Raw genomic sequence first — 6258 nt, 5'->3', positions numbered from 1 at the left:
GCTCGCGGCAACGATATATCGGGCCGCCTCAAGAAGCCGGATATACATCAGCAATCGCGACCTCGAAACCAGAACCAAACAGACCGTTGCAATCAGGCAGGGTCCATATATATCCACACAGGACAAAGCCGCCACTCGAAGTCAATATATGAATGGCGGCTTTATGGTCATACGGATCGTTCTGGATCAGCCGACACGAACCTTTTCGGCCAGCCAAGCGGGCCGTATTTGACGCGATAGTTGAAGGTCCAGATAACCTTGGATTTGCCGCCAGTTGGGGTGATCCGGATTTCGGAACTGGCTTCATGCAAGGGCTTTGCGGTCATGTCTGACAGCTCGACGGTATAGCCGCTGCCCGGCTTCCAGACCGTCACCTCTTCAACCACGGATGTGCCATTGGCAAAATGATTGCGGCGTTTTGCGCCTAAGCCAACGTTGCCATCAGTCAATACATCGACAGATGTGATCTGCGGTGCGAATTCAGTGACATACATGGATCGGCTCAGCACGGCCCATACCGCTTCTGGGTCTGCGTCGATGGTCAGGCTACGCCCATGGTGGATCATTTCCAGCTACATTGGTTGGTTTTCGGATTCTGAGCCTGCCCCAGAACTCGTCCCCTCTCACCATTATGACGGTAGTGTGAGAGGAGGGGCCAAGAATGCGTCGCACTGAACGCCTGTTCCAGATTATCCAGATATTGCGGTCCACCCGGTCGCCGATCACAGGACGGGAGCTGGCAGTGGAATTGGAGGCCTCACCAGCACGCTCTACCTCGGTATGGCGGGGCTTCATGCTCAACGTATCCCGATCACCGGCGAGGCCGGCATTGGATAAGTTCCTGACCATGGATACGACATGCCGCCTTTGATGCTGACCGCCGATGAGTGGGAGGCGGCGGTTCTTGGTGCAGCATGGGTGGCATCAGAGGCAGACCCGTCACTCGCACGCGCGGCTCGCGATCTTGTGTCAAAACTGTCCTCGGCGATCCCGAAGGAACTGCGCCCTGTCGTGCTGGACGGAAGCACAAAGCCAATTTAAACTCGGGGCAGGCCCTCGGAACGCTGCGACATGCCAACCGAGAGCGGTATCGCTTGCAGCTCCTCTACACGGACCGCTACGGCAGCATGACGGATCGCATCGTTTGGCCATTTCGGTCGCGTTCTTGGATCGCACGCGCTACCTCGTCAGGTGGTGCGAGACCAAAGAGGATTATCGGCAATTTAGGACCGAACGTATCGACGAGCTGAAAGTGCTCGGCCAGAGGTAGCCAGGGCATCGCGCGGCTTTACTCAAAGGATGGGAAGTGTCGGTTGCCCGACCGTAGGCCCACTGGCATCTGGCTTTCAGGTCGAATTACGCTCTTCCCGGTGCGTCCGTTCGTGCAAGGTGCAGCATTGCTATTTCTGCTAAAGAGGTGGGCCGACAAAAGTTTGCCCGTGATGACTTGCAACTTTGATCATGGTTGCTTCAGAAAGTGGGCCATCGTCCTGGGCTTGATACAGCGCCCGGAACATTTCCTCCATCCGCAAAGCGGGAGAGAACACATATCGCAAACGCCCCGGCGTCGATCCGACGTTTTTGAAGGCATGCGTCGTCTCGCGCGGCACAAAGCCGACGTCACCCGGCTTCATGTGATAGAGTACGCCGTCAATTTCCACATCGAAAGTCCCTTCGAGGAAGAAGAACGTCTCGTCTTGCCCATGATGGATATGACGACCGGGCCCGACACCGGGCGCGACAATATCTTCGAACACCGCTTGCGTGCCGTTCGTTTGTGACCCTGACAGCAGCACTCTCAAGGTGATCGCACCCGGAAAGTCGAGGGCTTCGACGTCTGCATATTTTGTTTGAACAGGTCGCATGTTTGAACGCTCCTTAGCTCGCGTGAATATGATCGGCGATCAACTCGGCCACAGATGGCCCGGGACCGACAAGCTCCAATACATTGCGATCTGGATCGCGAATGAAGATGGTCTTAGTACCCTTGAACTCGCGTCGTCCGGTGATCGTAATATTGCTTTCATTGACAAAGGCTTCTGTTGCATCGGCATCTTTCACCTTCACCGCGAGATGTGTAATGCCCGGATACTTGGACGTCTCATCCATGAGGACGTTCTCACCTGCCTTGGCGCTCGCTGGTCCAAGCAGATTGATGTTGATGCCCGAGGGATGCAGCATCACAAGAGGATGTCCCGCGCCAAAGCCGCCATCAGCGATCAGCGATCAGCGATCAGTTCAAAGCCCAGCAGTTCATAGAACGCAACAGAGCTGTCGCGATCACTGATACGAATTCCAATGTGGTCGAAGTGTGAGATGTCGAGCATGTCGCGGCCTTCCCTTGTTGATAGTTGAGAGATATGCTTGTGTCATGGATACTACTAGACCGAAAAAAAATACATCACCTGCTCACTCAGAACACATGCCAAGTGTGGACCGGATGCGAGAGTTTTTAGCTGTGATGCAGGCAGGTAGCATTTCAGAAGCTGCGCGTATCATTGGGCTGCCACGGGCGACGCTCAGCCGCCGGATGGCGGGTCTCGAAACCGATCTCGGTGTCCGCCTGATCTTGCGACGCACGACGAAACTGGCGCTGACTCACGCAGGTGAAGAGTTGTTGCGGCGAGCGCAGCGTATTGTCGCAGATGCGGATGAAGCTTGGAATGCGGTTCGCAGGTTGGACGAAACGCCACGTGGCTTGCTGCGTGTTTCGATGGCGGGTCCTCATTTCTTGAACCTCTTCACTAACTTTCTGTGCGATTTCCCGGAAGTCCACTTGGAGGTGCAATCCACGACACGGCATGTCGATCTGCTGTCAGAAGGTGTGGATGTCGCCATGCGTATAGGACCGATCAGCGACCAAAACCTAATCGCGCGCAGGCTTCACACGGATCGTCTGATTGTTGTTGCGTCGCCAGAATATCTGGAACGCATGGGAACTCCCCAACAGGCGGCAGACCTGTCCAAACATAGCTGCGTTGTTGGATTTTCCGGTGGATGGACTCCGAACAACGCTTGGCCAAAATGGAAAGGAGGATCGGTCACAGTCGGAGGGCGGCTCTCTGCAAACGAAATTGGTTTGATCCGCGAAGCTGCAATCGAAGGTTTGGGTTGCACACTTATTGCATCTGCGATCGTGGCCGACGACATCCGCGCCGGGCGTCTTGTTCCCCTGCTTCTTGACCAAGTGGGCGCAGAACTCCCCATCAGTCTAGTTTACGCTGATCGCGAATTCATCGATCCAAAAGTGCGAGAATTTGTAGATCGTGCAGTTGAGGTTGTTGAGAAGCAAATGCCAAAACCGCTCGCTCTCAATTGATGGTCTAGAAGAAGCATTCAACGTCAGATCCGGTTGTTGCGGCGCGGCCAACAAAGGAGGCGTTCGTACACCTACTAACTGCCGCAATCGGTGGAGGGCTTTGGTGTGGACTTCGCCGTCATTCACGGCGTTTTGGCGATGTCCGCTCTTTGTTGGAGGCGGCATAATAATACTGCGACCAAGTCAAACCGCCAGTCGAAGAACAGCGCCAAGAAATGATGCGACAGCCAAGACTTTTATGATCCCCCAATGCAGTTTGAATGCCAGAAAACAGCTAAATGCAAAGATTAACCCTGCCAGCCATTCGAACGAAGCTATCTCAGGTTGCCAAAGCGTGATTGGTCCCAACTTGTTTTGCGTTACGCTTGAGAACAGCACGTGCAACGCGAACCAGATCGACAGGTTCAGAATGATTCCGACCACTGCAGCAGTGATCGCCCTAAGCGCGCCTTTCAGCCGAGGTTGGTTCGAAATCCATTCGATGTAAGGAGCGCCAGCAAATATCCAAAGAAAGCACGGCGCAAAGGTAACCCAAAGTGCTACAAGACCAGCCGCCAATCCAAGGAGCAGTCCGCCTTCGTTGAACCCCGCCAAAAAACCCACAAACTGTGTCACGAGGATAAGCGGACCAGGTGTTGTTTCAGCCAGCCCCAATGCATCAACCATCTCTCCGGCGGACAGCCAGCCGAATTGGACGACAACGTCTTGCGCCATGTAAGCAAGAACCGCGTAAGCACCGCCGAAAGTGACAATGGCAAGCGTCGAAAAGAATTTGCCAACCTCTACCAGCAGGTCCGGTGCGCCCAACCACATCAAAGCAAAAAGGGGAAGCAACCAGATCGCAAGCCAACCAACAATTGTGCCAAAAGTCTTCCCGATCGAGACATGCGCCATATCGACGACCTTTTGCTCTTCTCTTGCGGTACCCAAAAACCACCCCACAAGGCCCGCCAGCAGCACAATTAAAGGATATGGAATGGAGAGAAAGAATATCCCCACGAAGGCCAAACCGGCAATGACCCAATGGACACGCCTCGACAGCGCTTTCTTGGCGATACGCAAAAGCGCCTCGACCACAATCACCAAAACGGCCGCCTTGATCCCGTAGAAGAGCGCCGCGACTAAAGGCACGTTGCCGTAGACACTATAGATCGCAGCAAGGGTCATTATAACCACAGCGCCTGGAATCACGAACAACAGGCCCGCAATTAGACCACCCAAAGTGCCATGCAACCGCCAGCCTGCGTAGGTTGCAAGCTGCATGGCCTCAGGGCCTGGCAGCAGCATGCAGAAGCTCAGCGCGTTCAGGTACTGTTGTTCGGATAGCCAGGCACGGTCTTCGACCACCTCCTTGTGCATCAATGCAATCTGAGCAGCAGGTCCCCCAAACGATAGGATACCGATTTTCCACCAGACCCGCGTCACCTCTCCCAAAGACGGCGCATCATCTGTAGGGGTGTTGCCTAAACCAGTCATGATTATGGCTTCTTGGAAGAGGCAGGCCAGTCGTGGCCTTCGGCTGTCGCATCACGTGCCCACCGGTAGAGCGCATCATAGAGCAACATACCCGCGTCGAGCTGTTCAAGATCATCGCGGTACATGCGCGACAATCCCAGGGATGCTGCCAACAGCCCGGCTGCCTCGGGTGCCAAGTCATGCTTGTTGGTATCAGCACCGCGTACAATAGTTGCAAGCTTGCCGAGCGCTTCGTTCTCAATGCCGAACTCATCAATTATGGTATCGAACGTGCATCTCTCGCCTCTGTGGCTCCAAAACACATCTTCGATGTCAAACGGCGTTGCGTTAAACCGCTCAGCCACATTGTTGACTTGCGACGCCGAGACAAACAGGAATTGCGCCTTTGGGTCGATGAACCGCCGGATTAGCCACGGGCACGCGATGCGGTCGATTTTTGGCCTGTGCCGTGTCACCCATAAAGTGTGACCCGCCTCGGTGTACGCAGGCAACTTTTCGGCAAGAACCATCGGCAAACCGGCATCTCTCCACGCGAACTGCCCCCCTTCAAGAACTTCTGCCTGAACGCCGGTGTTGCGCAGAATTGCAGCGACACCTTGGCTGATCTTAAGCCCCTTCTGGCAGTAGACGATGACGTGCTGCCCTTTGAGGCTTTCGGCGAGATCACCAACGTGCAAAAACGGTTGCCGATATGCACCGGGGATCAAGTGTGGGTCTACATCAAAATCTTCATCAATGCGCACATCGAGCAAGACAGGACAATCAGGAGTGCCTACCAGACGGGCCAATGTTGTTACGGAAATTTCACTATATGACGCCATGAAGCATCCTCCATCAAATGGGATAAACTGGAAGGATGCAAGTTTCGACTGGCGTCTCACGAGGTGCTTGCGAACCCCTGTAACCACTTTGTAGCTCCGATAGGATATACTGTCAAATTCCTGTTTTCGGACATTCGCTGCATAGCAGAAGTCTGGATATTTGGGTTCATTTGCCCCCTTCGCGGCGCTCTGAATGAATGGGCGGTGCAGGAAATTCCTGACGTTACTGCAAGTGGACGGAGTTACGGCTTTGCTTGGCTCAATGCATCCAAAGCGAGGTGAATAAGCCCATGCTTTGGCGCGTTGGCGGGCCATTCAGCATAGACACTGATGGGGCGGAGCTCCCAGCTAGGCAAGACGTAGTCCATCGCGCCGCTTTCGATACCGGGTGCAACAAGGAACTCAGGCACAATGGCCAGCCCTGCTCCGGCCTGCGCGAGGCGATGCAGAGCTTGTGCATCGTTTGTGAACAAATGCGGGGTTGGTTTGATCTTCGTCGTCTCCCCGTCTTTGTGTCTGAAACTGAACGACTACCGGCTGGCGCCGGTAGGATCGGCGATGTGATTTTCCAAGTACTGAAGTACGATGTCCTCTGTGATGGCACCGTTGGTGGTCGAGAAATACCCACGGCCCCAAAATCGC

General features: G+C 54.6%; 11 protein-coding genes and 1 pseudogene. 4 read left to right on the top strand and 8 right to left on the bottom strand.

Annotated elements, in window-relative coordinates:
* Window positions 1-167: 167 nt before the first annotated feature.
* Window positions 168-566, bottom strand: a complete 399-nt coding sequence (locus V6N04_RS18825) for an SRPBCC family protein (RefSeq protein WP_371171714.1) — start codon at window positions 564-566, stop codon at window positions 168-170.
* Between the two features lie 95 nt (window positions 567-661).
* On the opposite strand from V6N04_RS18825, the gene V6N04_RS18820 reads away from it, so the two are divergent.
* The 3 genes from V6N04_RS18820 to V6N04_RS19115 are packed head-to-tail and all read left to right on the top strand — an operon-like array spanning window position 662 to window position 1270.
* Entirely contained in the window at window positions 662-871 is a 210-nt protein-coding gene (locus V6N04_RS18820) for an HTH domain-containing protein (RefSeq protein WP_371171713.1), read from the top strand.
* Complete coding sequence (locus V6N04_RS18815) at window positions 859-1041, top strand: hypothetical protein (protein ID WP_371171712.1); 183 nt, start codon at window positions 859-861, stop codon at window positions 1039-1041. The genes V6N04_RS18820 and V6N04_RS18815 overlap by 13 nt, the downstream gene beginning before the upstream one ends.
* Window positions 965-1270, top strand: coding sequence for a WYL domain-containing protein (locus V6N04_RS19115; RefSeq protein WP_476774981.1), 306 nt, complete (start codon window positions 965-967; stop codon window positions 1268-1270). Before V6N04_RS18815 ends, V6N04_RS19115 begins: the two co-directional genes overlap by 77 nt.
* Before the next feature lie 139 nt (window positions 1271-1409).
* Here the strand turns inward: V6N04_RS19115 and V6N04_RS18810 are convergent, their stop codons facing one another.
* Genes V6N04_RS18810 through V6N04_RS18800 form a run of 3 tightly spaced genes read right to left on the bottom strand, consistent with a single transcriptional unit; the run spans window position 1410 to window position 2327 of the window.
* On the bottom strand, window positions 1410-1865 hold the full coding sequence (locus V6N04_RS18810) for a cupin domain-containing protein (RefSeq protein WP_371171711.1): 456 nt from the start codon (window positions 1863-1865) through the stop codon (window positions 1410-1412).
* Window positions 1866-1878: 13 nt separating this feature from the next.
* Entirely contained in the window at window positions 1879-2184 is a 306-nt protein-coding gene (locus tag V6N04_RS18805) for a VOC family protein (RefSeq protein WP_371171710.1), read from the bottom strand.
* Between the two features lie 35 nt (window positions 2185-2219).
* The gene (locus V6N04_RS18800) at window positions 2220-2327 is read right to left on the bottom strand and encodes a VOC family protein (protein ID WP_371171709.1); all 108 of its coding nucleotides are present in this window, start codon (window positions 2325-2327) and stop codon (window positions 2220-2222) included.
* A gap of 95 nt (window positions 2328-2422) precedes the next feature.
* Here V6N04_RS18800 and V6N04_RS18795 point away from each other — a divergent pair, with 95 nt between their 5' ends.
* Complete coding sequence (locus V6N04_RS18795) at window positions 2423-3319, top strand: LysR family transcriptional regulator (RefSeq protein ID WP_371171708.1); 897 nt, start codon at window positions 2423-2425, stop codon at window positions 3317-3319.
* A 183-nt stretch (window positions 3320-3502) separates the two neighbouring features.
* On the opposite strand, the gene chrA is transcribed toward V6N04_RS18795, so the two are convergent.
* The 4 genes and pseudogenes from chrA to V6N04_RS19095 form a co-directional block, all read right to left on the bottom strand.
* Entirely contained in the window at window positions 3503-4795 is a 1293-nt protein-coding gene (gene chrA / locus V6N04_RS18790; protein WP_371171707.1) for a chromate efflux transporter, read from the bottom strand.
* A gap of 2 nt (window positions 4796-4797) precedes the next feature.
* A complete protein-coding gene (locus V6N04_RS18785) occupies window positions 4798-5616 on the bottom strand; it encodes a chromate resistance protein ChrB domain-containing protein (protein ID WP_371171706.1) in 819 nt (272 codons plus the stop codon).
* Window positions 5617-5858: 242 nt separating this feature from the next.
* Window positions 5859-6107, bottom strand: coding sequence for a LysR substrate-binding domain-containing protein (locus V6N04_RS18780; protein WP_371171715.1), 249 nt, complete (start codon window positions 6105-6107; stop codon window positions 5859-5861).
* Between the two features lie 39 nt (window positions 6108-6146).
* Window positions 6147-6258, bottom strand: a pseudogene (locus V6N04_RS19095) (IS200/IS605 family transposase); the annotation flags it as partial.

The sequence above is a fragment of the Aliiroseovarius conchicola genome, from assembly GCF_041403445.1.
Classification (GTDB): Bacteria; Pseudomonadota; Alphaproteobacteria; order Rhodobacterales; family Rhodobacteraceae; genus Aliiroseovarius; species Aliiroseovarius conchicola.
Note: the sequence above shows the minus strand (reverse complement) of the source record. Positions and strands in the feature narration are given on the sequence as shown.

Bases quoted from the DNA above. Each gene is read 5' to 3' on its own strand.
- chrA (WP_371171707.1), bottom strand. From the start codon at position 4,795: ATGACTGGTTTAGGCAACACCCCTACAGATGATGCGCCGTCTTTGGGA.
- V6N04_RS18820 (WP_371171713.1), top strand. From the start codon at position 662: ATGCGTCGCACTGAACGCCTGTTCCAGATTATCCAGATATTGCGGTCC.
- V6N04_RS18800 (WP_371171709.1), bottom strand. From the start codon at position 2,327: ATGCTCGACATCTCACACTTCGACCACATTGGAATTCGTATCAGTGAT.
- V6N04_RS18785 (WP_371171706.1), bottom strand. From the start codon at position 5,616: ATGGCGTCATATAGTGAAATTTCCGTAACAACATTGGCCCGTCTGGTA.
- V6N04_RS18825 (WP_371171714.1), bottom strand. From the start codon at position 566: ATGATCCACCATGGGCGTAGCCTGACCATCGACGCAGACCCAGAAGCG.
- V6N04_RS18810 (WP_371171711.1), bottom strand. From the start codon at position 1,865: ATGCGACCTGTTCAAACAAAATATGCAGACGTCGAAGCCCTCGACTTT.
- V6N04_RS18795 (WP_371171708.1), top strand. From the start codon at position 2,423: ATGCCAAGTGTGGACCGGATGCGAGAGTTTTTAGCTGTGATGCAGGCA.
- V6N04_RS18815 (WP_371171712.1), top strand. From the start codon at position 859: ATGCCGCCTTTGATGCTGACCGCCGATGAGTGGGAGGCGGCGGTTCTT.